18 protein-coding genes are annotated in these 15,258 nt (G+C 63.0%); 9 read left to right on the forward strand and 9 right to left on the reverse strand.

All coding sequences use genetic code 11. The features are described from left to right. Window positions 1-36: 36 nt before the first annotated feature. Genes EN885_RS25395 through hutI form a run of 5 tightly spaced genes read right to left on the reverse strand, consistent with a single transcriptional unit; the run spans window position 37 to window position 5,927 of the window. The gene (locus EN885_RS25395) at window positions 37-624 is read right to left on the reverse strand and encodes a HutD family protein (protein WP_128243911.1); all 588 of its coding nucleotides are present in this window, start codon (window positions 622-624) and stop codon (window positions 37-39) included. An 8-nt stretch (window positions 625-632) separates the two neighbouring features. Continuing rightward, window positions 633-2,303, reverse strand: a complete 1,671-nt coding sequence (gene hutU, locus EN885_RS25400) for a urocanate hydratase (protein ID WP_128243910.1) — start codon at window positions 2,301-2,303, stop codon at window positions 633-635. Window positions 2,304-2,341: 38 nt separating this feature from the next. Further along, window positions 2,342-3,157 (reverse strand): N-formylglutamate deformylase, encoded by an 816-nt coding sequence (gene hutG / locus EN885_RS25405; RefSeq protein ID WP_128243909.1) that lies wholly within the window; start codon window positions 3,155-3,157, stop codon window positions 2,342-2,344. Beyond that, complete coding sequence (hutH, locus tag EN885_RS25410; protein ID WP_128243908.1) at window positions 3,154-4,695, reverse strand: histidine ammonia-lyase; 1,542 nt, start codon at window positions 4,693-4,695, stop codon at window positions 3,154-3,156. Before hutH ends, hutG begins: the two co-directional genes overlap by 4 nt. Next, on the reverse strand, window positions 4,692-5,927 hold the full coding sequence (gene hutI / locus EN885_RS25415; RefSeq protein ID WP_128243907.1) for an imidazolonepropionase: 1,236 nt from the start codon (window positions 5,925-5,927) through the stop codon (window positions 4,692-4,694). The genes hutH and hutI overlap by 4 nt, the downstream gene beginning before the upstream one ends. 99 nt (window positions 5,928-6,026) lie before the next feature. Between hutI and EN885_RS25420 the strand changes: the two genes are divergently transcribed. Further along, entirely contained in the window at window positions 6,027-7,379 is a 1,353-nt protein-coding gene (locus tag EN885_RS25420; RefSeq protein ID WP_128243906.1) for a formimidoylglutamate deiminase, read from the forward strand. Continuing rightward, on the forward strand, window positions 7,376-8,122 hold the full coding sequence (hutC, locus tag EN885_RS25425) for a histidine utilization repressor (RefSeq protein WP_128243905.1): 747 nt from the start codon (window positions 7,376-7,378) through the stop codon (window positions 8,120-8,122). Before EN885_RS25420 ends, hutC begins: the two co-directional genes overlap by 4 nt. A 156-nt stretch (window positions 8,123-8,278) precedes the next feature. Here the strand turns inward: hutC and EN885_RS25430 are convergent, their stop codons facing one another. Further along, complete coding sequence (locus tag EN885_RS25430) at window positions 8,279-8,623, reverse strand: RidA family protein (RefSeq protein ID WP_095485694.1); 345 nt, start codon at window positions 8,621-8,623, stop codon at window positions 8,279-8,281. A gap of 215 nt (window positions 8,624-8,838) precedes the next feature. Between EN885_RS25430 and aztA the strand changes: the two genes are divergently transcribed. The 4 genes from aztA (at window position 8,839) to EN885_RS25450 (ending at window position 12,036) form a co-directional block, all read left to right on the forward strand. After that, window positions 8,839-9,645 (forward strand): zinc ABC transporter ATP-binding protein AztA, encoded by an 807-nt coding sequence (aztA, locus tag EN885_RS25435; protein ID WP_128243904.1) that lies wholly within the window; start codon window positions 8,839-8,841, stop codon window positions 9,643-9,645. Further along, complete coding sequence (aztB, locus tag EN885_RS25440; RefSeq protein WP_127291041.1) at window positions 9,645-10,520, forward strand: zinc ABC transporter permease AztB; 876 nt, start codon at window positions 9,645-9,647, stop codon at window positions 10,518-10,520. Before aztA ends, aztB begins: the two co-directional genes overlap by 1 nt. A gap of 22 nt (window positions 10,521-10,542) precedes the next feature. Beyond that, window positions 10,543-11,463, forward strand: a complete 921-nt coding sequence (aztC, locus tag EN885_RS25445) for a zinc ABC transporter substrate-binding protein AztC (RefSeq protein ID WP_128243903.1) — start codon at window positions 10,543-10,545, stop codon at window positions 11,461-11,463. A 234-nt stretch (window positions 11,464-11,697) separates the two neighbouring features. Further along, a complete protein-coding gene (locus tag EN885_RS25450) occupies window positions 11,698-12,036 on the forward strand; it encodes a TIGR01244 family sulfur transferase (RefSeq protein ID WP_126106965.1) in 339 nt (112 codons plus the stop codon). Here the strand turns inward: EN885_RS25450 and EN885_RS25455 are convergent. Further along, complete coding sequence (locus tag EN885_RS25455; protein ID WP_095485837.1) at window positions 12,033-12,500, reverse strand: Lrp/AsnC family transcriptional regulator; 468 nt, start codon at window positions 12,498-12,500, stop codon at window positions 12,033-12,035. The genes EN885_RS25450 and EN885_RS25455 overlap by 4 nt on opposite strands. A 142-nt stretch (window positions 12,501-12,642) precedes the next feature. On the opposite strand from EN885_RS25455, the gene hppD reads away from it, so the two are divergent. From hppD to EN885_RS25470, 3 genes are all read left to right on the forward strand, one after another. Further along, complete coding sequence (gene hppD, locus EN885_RS25460; RefSeq protein ID WP_128243902.1) at window positions 12,643-13,758, forward strand: 4-hydroxyphenylpyruvate dioxygenase; 1,116 nt, start codon at window positions 12,643-12,645, stop codon at window positions 13,756-13,758. Between the two features lie 70 nt (window positions 13,759-13,828). Beyond that, the gene (locus EN885_RS25465) at window positions 13,829-14,056 is read left to right on the forward strand and encodes a type II toxin-antitoxin system prevent-host-death family antitoxin (RefSeq protein WP_095485689.1); all 228 of its coding nucleotides are present in this window, start codon (window positions 13,829-13,831) and stop codon (window positions 14,054-14,056) included. Continuing rightward, complete coding sequence (locus tag EN885_RS25470) at window positions 14,053-14,427, forward strand: type II toxin-antitoxin system VapC family toxin (RefSeq protein ID WP_095485688.1); 375 nt, start codon at window positions 14,053-14,055, stop codon at window positions 14,425-14,427. The genes EN885_RS25465 and EN885_RS25470 overlap by 4 nt, the downstream gene beginning before the upstream one ends. Here the strand turns inward: EN885_RS25470 and EN885_RS25475 are convergent, their stop codons facing one another. Beyond that, complete coding sequence (locus EN885_RS25475) at window positions 14,428-14,967, reverse strand: DinB family protein (RefSeq protein ID WP_127204348.1); 540 nt, start codon at window positions 14,965-14,967, stop codon at window positions 14,428-14,430. Window position 14,968: 1 nt separating this feature from the next. Further along, a complete protein-coding gene (locus EN885_RS25480; RefSeq protein WP_127204349.1) occupies window positions 14,969-15,256 on the reverse strand; it encodes a hypothetical protein in 288 nt (95 codons plus the stop codon). Between the last annotated feature and the right edge of the window lie 2 nt (window positions 15,257-15,258).

The raw sequence follows: 15,258 nt of genomic DNA on the forward strand, positions 1-15,258 counted from the left end.
TTTCGCCGGTGTTGCGATCATGTTTCGAAACAGGCGTTAATCGTTCGCAGCAACCCGATCGATGCGGATCACGAACAGCGTGGTCGTTCGAACAGGCTCCAGGCGCCATTTCAAGGCGTCCGGCCCGAGCAACACAGTGTCGCGCGGTCCGATGCGGACAGGCGTCGCGCCGGCAACCGTGATCTCGCCATCAAAACACAGGATGAGGGTCGCATCGGCCACTGTGTGGATGTCCGCTGGGGCCGAAATCGCCATGCGCTCGACGGCGTGGGTCATCCGTCCGCGCCGCGTCATAATGTTGAGATCGGTGATCGGACCGGCGATCAGCGTCGCTTGCGTCGGCACATCGGCCGGAAAGGAAAGCGGGGCGGAAGCCCTGGTCATCGTAGCCGCCGAGCGGCCGGCGATATCAAGGATAATCCCCTCGCCTTCCAGCACGGCCAACGTTCGGTCCACTCCGGCAAACCCGGAGAATGGCCCGCCGCTTTCGACGCGCGCCATGGAGACGCGCCAGTCGAAATCCTCGAGCGCGGCACCTGCCGGCGAGACGGCGATCTCCGTCGTCACTCCGCCGCGGTTCTTCCACGGCATAGACCGGTATTCGGCTGCCCGGAGGATGTGCAAGGCGCGGCTCAGCCGAGGATGCCTGGCAGGTTGAGTTGGTGCTCCCTGGCGCAGTCGATGGCGATGTCATAACCGGCGTCGGCGTGGCGCATGACGCCGGTCGCAGGGTCGTTCCACAGCACCCGCTCCAGGCGTTTGGCCGCTTCGCGTGTGCCGTCGGCGACGATGACCATGCCGGCATGTTGCGAAAAGCCCATGCCAACGCCGCCGCCATGGTGCAGCGACACCCAGGTTGCGCCGGAGGCGGTGTTGAGCAGCGCATTGAGCAATGGCCAGTCCGACACCGCGTCCGAGCCGTCCTTCATTGATTCCGTCTCGCGGTTCGGCGAGGCAACCGAGCCGGAATCGAGATGATCGCGACCGATGACCACCGGCGCCTTGAGCTCGCCCTTCGCCACCATCTCGTTGAAGGCGAGGCCGAGCCGGTGGCGGTCGCCGAGACCGACCCAGCAGATGCGTGCCGGCAGACCCTGGAAGGCGATACGCTCGCGCGCCATGTCGAGCCAGTTGTGCAGATGGCTATTGCCGGGCGTCAGTTCGCGCACCTTGGCGTCGGTCTTGTAGATGTCCTCGGGATCGCCTGAGAGGGCTGCCCAACGAAACGGGCCGATGCCGCGGCAAAACAACGGTCGGATATAGGCCGGCACGAAACCCGGGAAGGCAAAGGCGTTCTCGAGCCCTTCCTCCTTCGCCACCTGGCGGATGTTGTTGCCATAGTCGAGCGTCGGTACGCCGGCGTTCCAGAACGCCACCATGGCCTCGACATGTTCGCGCATCGATGCGCGCGCCGCCTTCTCGACCGCCTTCGGGTCGCTTGTGCGCTTCTCGCGCCATTCGGCGAGCGACCACCCCTTGGGCAGATAGCCGTTGAGCGGATCATGCGCTGATGTCTGGTCGGTGACCAAGTCGGGGCGCACGCCGCGCCGCACCAGTTCCGGCACGATGTCGGCGGTGTTGCCGACCAGACCGACCGATTTCGCCTCACCGGCCCTGGTCCAGCGCTCGATCTTTTCCAGCGCTTCGTCGAGCGTATCGGCGCGCTCGTCGACATAGCGGGTGCGCAGCCTGAAATCGATGCGGTCGGGATCGCATTCGACCGCCAGGCAGCAGGCGCCGGCCATGACCGCTGCCAGCGGCTGGGCGCCGCCCATGCCGCCGAGACCGCCGGTCAGGATCCATTTGCCCCTGAGATTGCCGCCATAATGCTGGCGGCCGGCCTCGACAAAGGTCTCGTAGGTGCCCTGCACGATGCCTTGCGTGCCGATGTAGATCCACGAGCCAGCCGTCATCTGGCCGTACATCATCAGGCCCTTTCTATCGAGCTCGTTGAATTTTTCCCATGTCGCCCAGTGCGGCACGAGGTTCGAATTGGCGATCAGCACGCGCGGCGCATCGGTGTGCGTCCGAAACACGCCGACCGGCTTGCCGGACTGCACCAGCAGCGTCTCGTCATCTCCAAGCGTCTTCAGAGAGGCGACGATGCGATCGAAATCGTTCCAGGTGCGCGCCGCCCGGCCGATGCCGCCATAGACGACCAGTTCGTTGGGGTTTTCGGCGACATCGGGATCGAGGTTGTTCATCAGCATGCGCAACGGCGCTTCCGTCAGCCATGTACGGGCGTTGAGTTCGCTGCCGCGCGGGCTGCGGACTTCGCGGATGTTATGACGAGGATCGGTCATGGCGTCAGTCCCTTTCGAATGAGATGCGGCGTTGCGCGTCAGCCGTGTACCCAGACAATCGCGTTTTCGAGGATCTTCTTCAGCGTGACGCGGATAGGCGCCGCGAACGCAGCATCGTACGGCACCGGCCAATTGTCCGGTGCGCCCTTGCCTTCCGGTTCGCGCATATAGCCACGGTTGGAGAGTTCCATCTGCAACGCATGGACGCCATCTTGCGGCTGGCCGAAATGGCGCGTGATCCAGCCGCCCTTGAAGCGGCCGTTGACGACAAAACTCTCGCCGGTTTCGGCGAGAATCTGGCCGACCGTTGCCTGCAAGGCCGGATCGGCGCTCTTGCCGTCATTGGTGCCGAGATTGAACACCGGCAGCGTTCCCTCGAACAGGCGCGGCAGCACCGAGCGGATCGAATGGCAGTCATAAAGGACGATCTTCTGGTGCAAGGCGCGCAGCCTGTCGATCTCGGCCTGTAAGGCGGCATGGTAGGGCATGAAGAATTTTTCGCGCCGTTCGTCGATCTCCGACGCATCAGGCTCCTCGCCCTCGCGATAGAGCGGATCGCCATCGAAGGTCTCGGTCGGGCACAGACCCGTCGTCGCCTGGCCGGGATAGAGTGAGGCGCCGGACGGATCGCGGTTGACGTCGATGACGGTGCGCGAAATCGCCGTATGCACCACCGTCGCGCCGAGGTCTTCGGCGAAATCATAGAGCTTGTCGATCCACCAGTCGGCGTCGCGGCGGCCAAGCCAAGGCGACACCAGCCGGTTTTCGAGGCCGGCGAGATCGATGCCGGTGTGCGGGATCGAGACCAGTAAAGGTGCCGTGCCGCGCGTAACCGTGAGCCAGCTGTCCATCATGCCGCTCCAGAAATTGCCGGCAGCGCCACCGCGCCCGCCGCTTTCACCGCAGCGCCGCTGCGCACCATGGCGATGGCTTTTTCCATGTCGGGATGGAAATGCCGGTCATTGTCGAGATGCGGCACCTCCGCCCTGACCAGCCTGCGCACTGCTTCGAGCGGCGCACTCGACACCAGCGGTGCATGGAAATCGCAGCCTTGCGCGGCGGCCAGCAATTCGATGCCGATGACGGCCGTCGCATTCTCGACCATGCCGATCAGCCGGCGCGCGCCGTGTGCTGCCATCGAGACGTGGTCTTCCTGGTTGGCCGACGTCGGGATCGAATCGACGCTGGCCGGATAGGCCTTCTGCTTGTTTTCCGAGACGAGTGCTGCCGCCGTCACCTGCGGGATCATGAAGCCGGAATTCAAGCCGGGCTTCGGCGTCAGGAAGGCCGGCATGCCCGACAGTGCCGGATCGACCAGCATGGCGATGCGCCGCTCCGACAGTGAGCCGATCTCGCAGACGGCAAGCGCGATCATGTCGGCGGCGAAGGCCACCGGCTCGGCGTGAAAATTGCCGCCGGAAAGCGCTGTGTCGTCCTCGGCGAAAATCAGTGGATTGTCGGTGACGCCGTTGGCCTCGGTGCCCAGCGTGTCGGCGGCCTGGCGCAGGACGCTGAGCGCCGCGCCCATCACCTGCGGTTGGCACCGCAGGCAATACGGATCCTGCACGCGCTCGTCGCCGAGCCGGTGCGATTCACGGATGGCGCTGCCGGCCATCAGGTTGCGCAGCGCTTCTGCCGTCTCGATCTGGCCAGGATGCTTCCTGAGCAAATGGATGCGCGGATCGAAGGGGGCGTCGGAGCCCTTGGCGGCATCGGTCGAAAGCGCGCCGGCGACCAGCGCCGACTGGTAGAGCACTTCGGCATCGAACAGGGCGGCCAACGCATAGGCGGTCGAGAACTGCGTTCCGTTGAGCAGCGCCAACCCTTCCTTGGCGCCAAGCGTGACCGGTTCCAGCCCGTGCGAGACAAAGGCGACCTTGGCCGGGAACCGGCCATGCGGGGTAAAGCACTCGCCGACGCCGATCATCACCGCCGTCATGTGCGACAGCGGCGCGAGATCGCCGGAGGCGCCGACGGAGCCTTGCGCAGGAACCACCGGAATGACGTCATTGGCCAGCATCGCTTCCAGCAGCTCGATCGTCTGCGGCCGCACACCGGAAGCACCTTGGGCCAGGCTGGCCAATTTCAGCGCCATCATCAGCCGGGTGATCGCAACCGGCATCGGCTCGCCGACACCGGCGGCATGGGACAGCACGATGTTGCGCTGAAGGGTCTCGAGGTCGGCGGCGGGAATGCGGACGCTGGCCAATTTGCCGAAGCCGGTGTTGATGCCATAGACCGGCTCACCCTTGGCGACGATCCGCGCAACCGCCTCGGCGCTCGCCTTGATCTTCGGCCGGCAGGCGGCATCCAGCTTCGGCACGGCACCACGATAGATTTCACGCCAGTCGGCCAGGGTTGTGTTGCCCGGCTTGAGTTTGAGTTGGCTCATTGTCCTCTCCAGATGCGGGCATGCAGCGGGTTGAAGCCCATGCGGTAGACGAGCTCGGCCGGGCGCTCGATGTCCCAGATCGCCAGATCGGCTGACTTTCCGACCTCCAGCGTGCCGGTTTGCCCGAGCAGTCCGAGCGCGCGGGCAGCCTCACGGGTGACACCGGCAAGGCATTCGTCAATGGTCAGGCCAAACAAAGTCGCCGCCATGTTCATGGTCAGCAGCAGCGAAGTCAGCGGCGAGGTGCCGGGGTTGCAATCGGTGGCGACCGCCATCCTGACGCCGTGCTGGCGAAACAGTCCGACCGGCGGCTTCTTGGTCTCGCGGATGAAATAGTAGGCGCCGGGCAGGATCGTCGCCACGGTTCCCGCCTTCGCCATCGCCGCAGCACCCGCTTCGTCAGTGTATTCTAGGTGGTCGGCCGACAGGGCGCCATAACGCGCCGCAAGTTCGGCGCCGTGCAGATTGGACAGCTGGTCGGCGTGGAGCTTGACCGGCAGGCCTGCTGCTTTCGCCGCGTCGAACACGCGAGAAATCTGCTCGGGCGAGAAGGCGATGCCTTCGCAAAAACCATCGACCGCGTCGACCAGGCCCTCGGCGGCGGCGGCCGGCAAAATCTCGTTTGCGACCAGGTCGATAAAAGCGTCCTTGTCGCCTTTCGCCTCGGGCGGCAGGGCATGGGCGCCGAGGAAGCTCGTCCTTACTGTTACTTGACGACGTTCGCCCAGGACCCGCGCTGCACGCAGCGATTTCTTCTCGTTTTCGAGATCGAGCCCGTAGCCCGATTTGATTTCGACTGACGTGACGCCTTCGGCGATCAGCGCATCGAGGCGCGGCAGCGACTGCGCAACCAGTTCGTGGTCGCTGGCGGCGCGCAGCGCCTTGACCGACGAGACGATGCCGCCGCCGGCCTTGGCGACCTCTTCATAGCTGGCGCCGGCGAGCCGCATCTCGAATTCGTTGGCGCGGTTGCCGGCATGGACCAGATGGGTGTGGCAGTCGATCAGGCCTGGCGTGATCCAGCGGCCTTCGCAATCGGCAATCTTGGCGTCTTGGAAAAGTGCTGACGGCATGTCGGCCTCCGGGCCGGCATAGACGATCAGGCCATCGCGTGCGGCGATTGCGCCGTGTTCGACGATGCCAAGTCCAGCGGCGTTTTCGGCCATGGTTGCCAAGCGCGCATTGCGCCAGAGGCGAACTTCCCCTGCCCGGCTTTTGCTCTCTCCAGCCATGATCTTTTCCGTTTCAATCGATGGCGATTATGTATATACATATTGAAAGGCGCTGCAAGTGCTATGATCATACTGCCAAATGGGATTTTGGAGAAAAACGTGACGGCGATCTTTGCAGAACAGGTGCTTCTGCCCGACGGCTGGCATTCCAATGCCCGAATCATCGTCAGTGATGGCCGCATCGCCACGGTCGAGCCGAACACCACATCTCGGCCCGGCGACGAACGCCATGCCATCCTGCTGCCAGGCATGCCGAACCTGCATAGCCACGCCTTTCAGCGCGGCATGGCCGGCCTTGCCGAGCTGCGTGGCCCTTCAGCCGACAGTTTCTGGAGCTGGCGCGAGGTGATGTATCGTTTCGCGCTGTCGATGACGCCGGATCAGGTCGAGGCGGTCGCCGCGCAGCTCTATGTCGAGATGCTGGAGGCCGGCTTTTCGCGCGTCGGCGAGTTTCACTATCTCCACCACGATCGTGACGGCCAGCCCTATGCCAACATCGCCGAAATGGCCGAACGCATCACTTCCGCTGCTGCTGACACCGGCATTGGGCTGACGCTGCTGCCGGTGTTCTATGCGCATTCCTCTTTCGGCGGCGCTACGCCGAATGAAGGCCAGCGGCGATTCATCAACGATGTGAATCGGTTCTCGCGGCTTGTTGAGAAATGCCGCGAATCCGTTCGCGCCTTGAATCAAGGCGTCGTTGGCGTCGCACCACACAGTCTGCGCGCCGTGACACCGGAAGAATTGGAAGACATCGCGGCAATGGTGCCCGGCGGGCCGATCCACATCCATATCGCCGAGCAAGTGAAGGAGGTCGAGGACTGCCTTGCCTGGTCGGGGGCGCGACCGGTCGAATGGCTGCTCGCCAACGCCAAGGTCGATGAGCGCTGGTGCCTGATCCATGCCACCCACATGACCGATGCGGAAACGATTGGCATGGCGAAAAGCGAGGCAATCGCCGGTCTCTGCCCAATCACCGAGGCCAATCTCGGCGATGGCACCTTTGCAGCACCCTTATTCAAACGACATGGCGGCCGCTTCGGCATCGGCTCCGATTCCAACGTGCTGATCGGCCTGCCGGACGAATTGCGACAGCTTGAATACTCGCAGCGCCTCGCCCATCACGCCCGCAATGTGCTTGCGGTCGCCGGCGGCTCGACCGGCCGCGCGCTGTTCGATGCAGCGCTCGACGGCGGCAGTGCCGCCCTTGGTGCTGGCCCCTCGCGGATCGCCGCTGGTGCCTCAGCCGATTTCGTCTCGCTCGATGGCAAGCACCCTTCGCTGGCCGGCAAGACGGGCGATGCGGTGCTCGACGCCTGGATCTTCGCCAACGGCGCCAAGGTCGATTGCGCCTGGGTGCATGGCAAGAAACTGGTCAGCGGCGGCAGGCATGCAAGGCGCGATGCCATTGCCGAGCGTTTTCGCAAGGTGATGACGGCGCTTTCGGCATGAGCGCAATCGAGGCAGTGGATGTGGACGTCGGCGAGTCTGTCTCGCTGCATCAGCGCATCCTGTCCGACATTAGCGAACGGATCCTGTCCGGCGCCTGGGCACCCGGCCACCGCATTCCGTTCGAGCACGAGCTGACGGCCGAGTACAAATGTTCGCGCATGACGGTGAACAAGGCGCTGTCGCAGCTTGCCAAGGCCGGGCTGATCGAGCGCCGCCGCCGCTCCGGCAGCTTTGTCCGGCGGCCGCAGTCGCAAGCCGCGGTATTGGAAATTCACGACATCAGGATCGAGGTCGAGGCGCTCGGCCTGCCCTACCGCTACGAGCGTCTGGCGCGACATAAAAGGCGCAGCAGCGCGGAGGATCGCGCCTTGCTGGAACTTGACTCCAACGGGCCGGTGCTCGCGCTGGAATGTCGGCATTTCGCCGGCAAACGGCCGTTTGCCCACGAACAGCGGCTGATCAACCTAGCCGCCGTGGCCGAAGCCGCCGACGAGGAATTTCATGCCATCGCGCCCGGGCCGTGGCTGATTGCCCGCGTGCCGTGGAGTGCCGCCGAGCACCGCATTCGCGCAGTCGCCGCCGACAGGCACATTGCGGCCGCGCTCGACATCGAGCCCGGTGCGCCGTGCCTGGTGGTCGAGCGACGGACATGGAGCGCCGAGCACCCGGTCACCCATGTCCGGTTCACCTATGCGGCCGAGAGCCACGCGCTGGTCGCACGGTTCACGCCCTCGCAGGGCTAGCTTCCCCCCTCGAGGGGAGGGTCGCGGAGCAAATGCCGCATGGCGGCACGGGGTGGGGTCGGTGCAACCCACCGACCCCACCCCGTCTCGCAAGCTACGCTTCGCTCCGACTACTCGCCGACCCTCCCCTCAAGGGGGAGGGTAAAGCGCTCTGCCTCAAATCGCAGCGGTAACAATGATCTCGACCAGATATTCCGGTCCGGCAAGCTTGGCCTCGCCGGTAGCGCGGGCCGGGGTGTGGCCCTGCGGCACCCACTTGTCCCATTCCGCGTTCATCTCGGCGAACGTGCTCATGTCGGCCAGCCAGATGATCGCCTGCAGGATCTTGGTCTTGTCGGTGCCGGCCTTGGCCAGCAATTCGTCGATGGCCGCCAGAATGTCACGTGTCTGGGCGCCGACGTTTCCGCCCGGCTGGCCGACCTGACCGGCCAGATAGACGGTGTTGCCGTGGATGACGATCTGGCTCATGCGCGGGCCTACATCGATGCGACGAATGCTCATGGGACGTTCCTTCCTTTGTGGGTCGCGCCTCTTTAGAGTCGCGGTTCGCCGGGGGCAAGGTTGCACGAGCGAATCCTCTTGAGCCAACCGCCAAAGAGCACAGGGCAAATTGCCTCGGTCGCCGCAATTCCGCCCGATTGACTTGTTGACTAATGTAATAACATCACATATCCAATCGCCGCCGCCGTACCAGCAGTGCCCCCACGGATCGTCACATGACCAAAACCTGCCTGACCTTCCGCGACCTGACGCTGGGCTACAACAGCCATCCGGCGATCCATCATCTCGACGGCACGATCCGCCGGGGATCGCTGACCGCCGTCGTCGGCGCCAATGGCTCGGGCAAGTCGACCCTGATGAAGGGTATCGTCGGCGTGTTGAAGCCGATGGCCGGCACGGTTGTCCGCGCGCCCGGCGTGCGCGCCGCCTATCTGCCGCAGCAGTCGGAGCTCGACCGCTCGTTTCCGGCCAGGGTTGTCGACCTGGTTTCGCTCGGACTCTGGCCACAGCGCGGGCTGCTCGGCCGCCATACCAAGGAAGACCGCGATTCGGTCAGCCAGGCGCTCATGGCCGTCGGCCTCGGCGGCTTCGAGAAGCGCCCGATCGACACGCTGTCGGGCGGCCAGCTACAGCGCACGCTGTTTGCCCGCGTTCTGCTGCAGGATGCCGACCTCATCCTGCTGGACGAGCCGTTCAACGCCGTCGACACCAAGACGGTCGGCGATCTGATCGCGATGATCAAGCGCTGGCATGGCGAGGAGCGCACCATCATGGTCGTCGTCCACGATCTGGATCTGGTGCGGCAGAATTTCCCCGAAACGCTGTTGCTGGCGCGTCAGCCGATCGCCTGGGGCGAGACCAAGGAAACGCTGCGGCCGGAAAACCTGTTGCGCGCGCGCCGCTTCCACGAAGCCTGGGAGGAGAACGCGCCCTGGTGCGAGCCCGACAACCATGAGCACGGTGATCACGCTCATGACCCTGGGCACGACCATCAGCACGGTTCCGGGCCGAGGGCGGCATGATGGACACGCTCTACGGTCTTCTCATCGCTCCGTTCGCCGATTTCGCCTTCATGCAGCGCGCGCTTTTCGGATCGCTGATGCTGTCGCTCGGCGCCTGCCCGGTCGGTGTGTTCCTGATGCTGCGGCGCATGAGCCTTTCCGGCGACGCCATGGCCCACGCTATCCTGCCGGGCGCTGCGGCCGGTTTCCTGTTCTATGGGCTGGAGATCCTGCCGATGACCATCGGCGGCCTGATCGCCGGCATCATCGTCGCACTCGGCGCCGGCGCCGTCTCGCGCTTCACCATCCAGCGCGAGGACGCCTCGATGGCGGCCTTCTACCTGATTTCTCTGGCTATCGGCGTGCTGATGGTGTCGATCCGCGGCTCCAGCGTCGATCTCATGCATGTGCTGTTCGGCACCGTGCTGGCACTCAACAATGAAGCGCTGACACTGATCGGCGGCATCGTCGTGGTCACGCTGGTCAGCCTCGCCATCTTCTGGCGGGCGCTGGTCGCCGAATGCCTCGATCCACTGTTCCTGCGCTCAGTCAGCCGGCTGGGCAGCCCGGTGCATTTCATCTTCCTCGGCCTCGTCGTGCTCAATCTTGTCGGCGGCTTCCAGGCGCTCGGCACTTTGCTTTCGGTCGGGCTCATGATGCTGCCTGCAGCCGCCGCCCGCTTCTGGACCATGCGCGTCGAGCCGATGTGCGCGCTGGCGGTGCTGATCGGCTTTGCCTCCTGCGTCGCCGGGCTGCTTCTGTCCTATCACGTGTCGCTGCCTTCCGGCCCGGCGATCATCCTGTCTGCAGGCGTCGTCTATTTCGCCTCGATCCTGTTCGGCACGCGCGGCATCCTGCGCGCCCGTATCATCCATCACCGCCACAGAACCGCCTGATCCCAACAAAGGAGACCCGTCCATGCTGAAATCGATCCGCGCCGCTTTGGCAATGAGCGTTATAACATTAACCGCCTTTGGTGCATCGGCGGCTCTCGCGGAGCCATTGAAAGTGGTCGCCAGCTTCACCATCATCGCCGATTTCGCCAAAAATGTCGGCGGCGACCGCATCAATCTGACCACCATCGTCGGGCCGGATGGCGATGCCCATGTCTACGAGCCGAGCCCGGCGGACGCGGTGGCAATGGCTGGGGCGGACGTGGTGCTGGTCAACGGCCTGCATTTCGAAGGCTTTCTGCAGCGCCTGGTCGACGCCAGCGCCACCAAGGCGACAATCGCCGTTCTGACCAAGGACGTCACGCCGATCAACTTCAAACCCGAATTCGCCGATGCCGACGCCGCTGAAGGTGCAGACACCGATCCACATGCCTTCCAGTCGATCGCCAATGCCAAGATCTATGTGAAGAACATCGCCGATGCCTTCTGCACGGCCGACGCTGAGGGTTGCGACAGCTACAAGGCCAATGCCGCCGCATACACAGCGAAGCTTAATGCGGTCGAAGGCGAAGTGAAAGCGGCAATCCAGTCCATACCGGAAGAGAAACGCGTCGTCATCACCTCGCATGACGCCTTCGGCTATTTCGAGAAGGCCTATGGCCTCACCTTCCTGGCCCCCGAAGGGGTGTCGACCGAGTCGGAGCCTTCCGCTGCCGACGTCGCCAAGCTGGTCAGCCAGGTGAAGCAGGACAAGGCGGCGGCGGTCTTCATCGAGAACATCACCAACGCGCGGCTGATCGAGCAGATCGCCAGCGAGACCGGCATCAAGGTTGGCGGCACGCTCTATTCGGACGCGCTGTCGCAACCCGACGGCCCGGCCTCGACCTATATCGACCTGATGCACAACAACATCGCCCAGATCAAAGGCGCGATCCTCGGAAGCTGAGCGGTCGACGCCGTTCGCTCGGTGGGGCTTGCGCACGTGCGGGCAACAAAGTGCTACAGCGTCCTTTGCGCATCCAAAGGACGCACGGCGCCTTAGGTAGCCCGGCTGGATTTCCCGCATGAGAATGTCTATCTGCGCAGAGGGATTTCTTTCTGCGCGGATTGCCGCCCAGGCCTGGGAGCGGCAAGACTCCGCCCCTGGCCAGCAGGCATCGAACATTGCGAGGACGCCATCATGGAATATCGTCAGATCAGCGAGGACTATTCGGTCTCCGGCCAGATCCAACCCGAAGAAGTCGCCGCCATCAAGGCCGCCGGCTTCAAGAGCGTCATCTGCAACAGACCTGATGACGAGCAGCCCGGCCAGCCTTCGGCGGACAGTGTCAAGGCGGCGGTCGAAGCCGCCGGGCTCGCTTTCCGCTACATCCCGGTCATCAGCGGCCAGATCACGCATGAGAATGTCGAGGATCAAGCCGAGGCGCTCGACGAACTCGAAGGCCCGATCTTCGCCTATTGCCGTTCCGGCGCACGCTGCACCAACCTTTATGGGCTGATCCAGCAATCGAAGGGTTAAATCGGCAGCGCGCCGGTTTCCTTCAGCGTTTCGAGCACGATCGCCGTCTTCACATGCTGCACAGATTCGTGCGGCAGAAGCACGCCGTTGACGAATTCCGACAGCGACTTCAGGTCCGGCGTTACCACTTTTAGGATGTAGTCCATCTCGCCGGTCAGCGCGTGCGCCTCCTGCACCTCCGGCAGCCGCGCCACCAATTCGCCGAACCGCTGTGCATTGTCGCGGTTGTGGGTGGCGAGCGTCACCGAAATGACGTTGACCAGCGAGAAGCCGAGCTTGTCGCGGTCGAGCACAGCCCTGTAGCCCCTGATATAGCCGTCCTCCTCCAGCCTCTGGCGGCGGCGCGAACATTGCGACGCCGACAGGTTCACCCGTTCCGATAGATCGTTGTTGGTCAGCCGCGCGTCGCTCTGCAGTAGAGCCATTATCTTGCGGTCAAACTGATCAACGCGCGCGTCATCCATAAAGTTTCCTTCGATCATGCACAATTCCCGCATAATCTGATCATTTCAAGCGTTTGAATGCAAGCACCATGCAGCTGCTTCGCGCTATAATAGCGCCGAAATGGCCTTTCCGGCCACGCCAAGCTTTTTGGAGGACAATGCCATGGGTCCCTTCCCGCACGATGCACCGCCCGCAAAGATCAGCAAGGCCAATCCCGCCGGCACAGACGGCTTCGAATTCGTCGAGTTCGCCCATCCCGAACCGGAAAAGCTCGCCGAGCTTTTTACCCGCATGGGTTATGTGCCGGTGGCCAAGCACCGCACCAAGGACATCACCGTCTGGCGACAAGGCGATATCAACTATGTCGTCAATGCCGAGTCCGGCTCGCATGCAATGAAGTTCGCCGACAAGCACGGCCCCTGCGCGGCCTCGATGGCCTGGCGAGTGGTCGATGCCAAGCATGCGTTCGACCACGCCATTGCCAAAGGCGCCACCCCCTATGAGGGCACCGACAAGGCGCTCGACGTGCCGGCAATCGTCGGCATCGGCGGTTCGCTGCTCTATTTCATCGAGGTCTATGGCGAGAAGGGCTCGGCCTATGATGCCGAGTTCAACTGGCTGGGCGCGCGCGACCCGAAGCCGGAAGGCGTCGGCTTCTATTATCTCGACCACCTCACCCACAATGTCTATCGCGGCAACATGGACAAATGGTGGGACTTCTACCGCGACCTGTTCGGCTTCAAGCAGATCCATTTCTTCGACATCGACGGCAAGATCACCGGGCTGGTCAGCCGCGCCATCACCTCGCCCTGCGGCAAGATCCGCATCCCGCTCAACGAATCCAAGGACGAGACCAGCCAGATCGCCGAATATCTGAAGAAGTATAATGGCGAAGGCATCCAGCACATCGCCGTCGGCACGGACGAGATCTACGGCGCCACCGACAGGCTGGCCGCCAACGGGCTAAAATTCATGCCCGGTCCGCCGGAAACCTATTATGATATGTCCCATGCCCGCGTGCACGGCCATGACGAGCCGATCGAGCGCATGAAAAAGCACGGCATCCTGATCGATGGCGAAGGCGTGGTCGATGGCGGCACGACCAAGATTCTGCTGCAGATCTTTTCCAAAACCGTGATCGGCCCGATCTTCTTCGAATTCATTCAGAGGAAGGGCGACGAAGGCTTTGGTGAGGGCAATTTCCGCGCATTGTTCGAATCGATCGAGCAGGACCAGATCAAGCGCGGGGTGATCAAGGTGGACGGCAAGGCGGCGTAGCCAGTTCGGCCGAGGATGCCTTGTGGTTTGATCAGTTATGACCTAAATTCTGGTCATAAGAGGTCTGACCATGAATGTTCCGATGGCAAAAGCAAAGGCCCAACTCTCCGAGTTGGTGAAACGCGCCCAGGCCGGCGAAGAGATCCATCTGACGCGGCATGGAGAGGTGGTGGCGACCTTGAGCGCGCCCGCCCGGGCTGGCGGGAGCAAGGGCCTTTTTGGGGCCCTGAAAGGCCAAATTCGAATATCGGATGATTTTGATGAACTCGGTCCCGAATGGGACGAGTACACTAAATGAGCCACCAATATCTGGTGGATACTCATATTCTGCTTTGGGTACTCAACGCAGACTCACGCCTTTCGGACCACCATCGCGACATCTTTCTTGCGGGCGAGGATGTGGTCGTCAGCGCCGTCTCGGTAGCAGAGATCGCCATCAAGAAATCGCTCGGCAAAGTCACGCTGACAGGCAACATAGTGGAAATCTTGCGATCGAACGGCATTCCGATCCTCAGTGTGAATGAACTACACGCGGCGAGGCTTGAGCATTTGCCGCTCCATCACCGCGATCCTTTCGACCGTCTGCTCATCGCGCAGGCTCAAATTGAAGGCCTGACGTTGGTCACTGCGGATCGGCATTTTTCAGCCTATGACGTTGCGTTGGTTTGATCATTCCAGGTTCAGCCGCTCGACCTCCGCTTTCCGCAGCTTCAGATCATAGTCGAGGAAGAACTCGTCGAGCTGCGGCGGCTTCACCGACGTGCCGGACAGCATTGCGTGCACCTGGCCGCGATGATGGATATCGTGGATGAAGAGGTGGGCGAGCAGGTCACCGATGCGCTCCGGTATTTTTCCGTCCTCGCGCCGGTCGGTGATGACGCGCCGCTCGAGATCGTCCGGCGACAGACGGTCGCAAAAAGCGATCAGCCGCCGGTCGGCCGCCGCTTGGGCGGTAAACAGCGCTTGTGGTTCATCGAACGGCGCGAAATCGTCATGGGCCGCGGCGCCAACGCCACCCTCTTCGAGAAAATCGAGATAGAGATGATCGACCGCCAGGATGTGGTTGAGCGTCGCCTTGATCGAAGGGAAGAAGCTGGTTCGCTCGGCTTCGAATTCACCGGGCTGAAGCTGCAGCACAGCGCGATAGAGCCGGTCGTTCGACCAGAGATTGTTGCGCGCCATGCGGCGGAGATAGTCGAGCAGGTCCACGTCACACACCAGTCCAGGCAACCAAATTCACGGCGATACCGATAGCACCTATGGCTAGCAGACGAGCGATCATACCACGGCGCAGCGCCTGCGTTTCAACATCGCTCGCAACGTCCCGATTTATAGCGACGTTAACAAGCTTCGGCAGCCGCGCCACGCTACTGAAGTTACGCAGTCTTTCAGATCGATCCTCGATCTGCCGGCAGAGCCGGATCGCCGAAATCAAAAGCCAGGCAGTAACGATGCTGCAAATTCCCACGAACCAAAGGTAAGTAGCGGTGTAAGGCATCT

Source organism: Mesorhizobium sp. M6A.T.Cr.TU.014.01.1.1, assembly GCF_004022765.1.
GTDB classification, from domain to species: domain Bacteria; phylum Pseudomonadota; class Alphaproteobacteria; order Rhizobiales; family Rhizobiaceae; genus Mesorhizobium; species Mesorhizobium mediterraneum.

Excerpts from the sequence above, each read along its gene's own strand:
- EN885_RS25480 (WP_127204349.1), bottom strand. The coding sequence starts at position 15,256 with ATGCCTTACACCGCTACTTACCTTTGGTTCGTGGGAATTTGCAGCATC.
- EN885_RS25430 (WP_095485694.1), bottom strand. The coding sequence starts at position 8,623 with ATGAGCATTCGTCGCATCGATGTAGGCCCGCGCATGAGCCAGATCGTC.
- hutC (WP_128243905.1), top strand. The coding sequence starts at position 7,376 with ATGAGCGCAATCGAGGCAGTGGATGTGGACGTCGGCGAGTCTGTCTCG.
- aztA (WP_128243904.1), top strand. The coding sequence starts at position 8,839 with ATGACCAAAACCTGCCTGACCTTCCGCGACCTGACGCTGGGCTACAAC.
- EN885_RS25470 (WP_095485688.1), top strand. The coding sequence starts at position 14,053 with ATGAGCCACCAATATCTGGTGGATACTCATATTCTGCTTTGGGTACTC.
- hppD (WP_128243902.1), top strand. The coding sequence starts at position 12,643 with ATGGGTCCCTTCCCGCACGATGCACCGCCCGCAAAGATCAGCAAGGCC.
- EN885_RS25465 (WP_095485689.1), top strand. The coding sequence starts at position 13,829 with ATGAATGTTCCGATGGCAAAAGCAAAGGCCCAACTCTCCGAGTTGGTG.
- aztB (WP_127291041.1), top strand. The coding sequence starts at position 9,645 with ATGGACACGCTCTACGGTCTTCTCATCGCTCCGTTCGCCGATTTCGCC.
- hutU (WP_128243910.1), bottom strand. The coding sequence starts at position 2,303 with ATGACCGATCCTCGTCATAACATCCGCGAAGTCCGCAGCCCGCGCGGC.
- EN885_RS25455 (WP_095485837.1), bottom strand. The coding sequence starts at position 12,500 with ATGGATGACGCGCGCGTTGATCAGTTTGACCGCAAGATAATGGCTCTA.
- hutI (WP_128243907.1), bottom strand. The coding sequence starts at position 5,927 with ATGGCTGGAGAGAGCAAAAGCCGGGCAGGGGAAGTTCGCCTCTGGCGC.
- hutG (WP_128243909.1), bottom strand. The coding sequence starts at position 3,157 with ATGATGGACAGCTGGCTCACGGTTACGCGCGGCACGGCACCTTTACTG.
- EN885_RS25450 (WP_126106965.1), top strand. The coding sequence starts at position 11,698 with ATGGAATATCGTCAGATCAGCGAGGACTATTCGGTCTCCGGCCAGATC.
- hutH (WP_128243908.1), bottom strand. The coding sequence starts at position 4,695 with ATGAGCCAACTCAAACTCAAGCCGGGCAACACAACCCTGGCCGACTGG.
- aztC (WP_128243903.1), top strand. The coding sequence starts at position 10,543 with ATGCTGAAATCGATCCGCGCCGCTTTGGCAATGAGCGTTATAACATTA.